The following is a 354-nucleotide window of genomic DNA, read 5'->3' as shown; positions in this document are numbered from 1 at the left end:
GACGGAGGGGGCGTCTCGGCTGGAGGGGGCGGCGTCGCCCCCTCCACCGCTACGCGGTCCCCCTCCCCATGAAATGGGGAGGAAAGAATGCCGGATGTGAAGAAGATGCCCGTGGCCCTGATCGCGGCCCTGCTGGTGCAGACCATCGGGGGGCTGGTCTGGGCCGGCGGGGCGGCGGCGCGGATTGCGACGCTGGAGCAGAGGGTGGGCGAGCAGAGGCTGGTGGCCGAGCGGCTGGCGCGGGTGGAGGCCCAGGGCGAGGCCGTGCGCGCGACGGTGGACCGGATCGAGCGTCGGCTGGAGGGGAAGTGATGCAGCGTGGTTTTCTCCCTCCCCTTCATGGGGAGGGTGGTC

1 protein-coding gene is annotated in these 354 nt (G+C 72.0%); it reads left to right on the top strand.

Features of this window, described 5'->3' with window-relative positions; genetic code table 11:
• Positions 1–87 precede the first annotated feature (87 nt).
• Entirely contained in the window at positions 88–312 is a 225-nt protein-coding gene (locus tag HX774_RS18435; protein ID WP_178828894.1) for a hypothetical protein, read from the top strand.
• Positions 313–354: the final 42 nt, after the last annotated feature.

The organism is Brevundimonas sp. P7753 (assembly GCF_013386595.1).
Classification (GTDB): Bacteria; Pseudomonadota; Alphaproteobacteria; order Caulobacterales; family Caulobacteraceae; genus Brevundimonas; species Brevundimonas bullata.
The sequence above is the reverse complement of the archived record's forward strand: the minus strand, read 5'-3'. Positions and strand labels throughout refer to the sequence as shown.

Excerpts from the sequence above, each read along its gene's own strand:
- HX774_RS18435 (WP_178828894.1), top strand. The coding sequence starts at position 88 with ATGCCGGATGTGAAGAAGATGCCCGTGGCCCTGATCGCGGCCCTGCTG.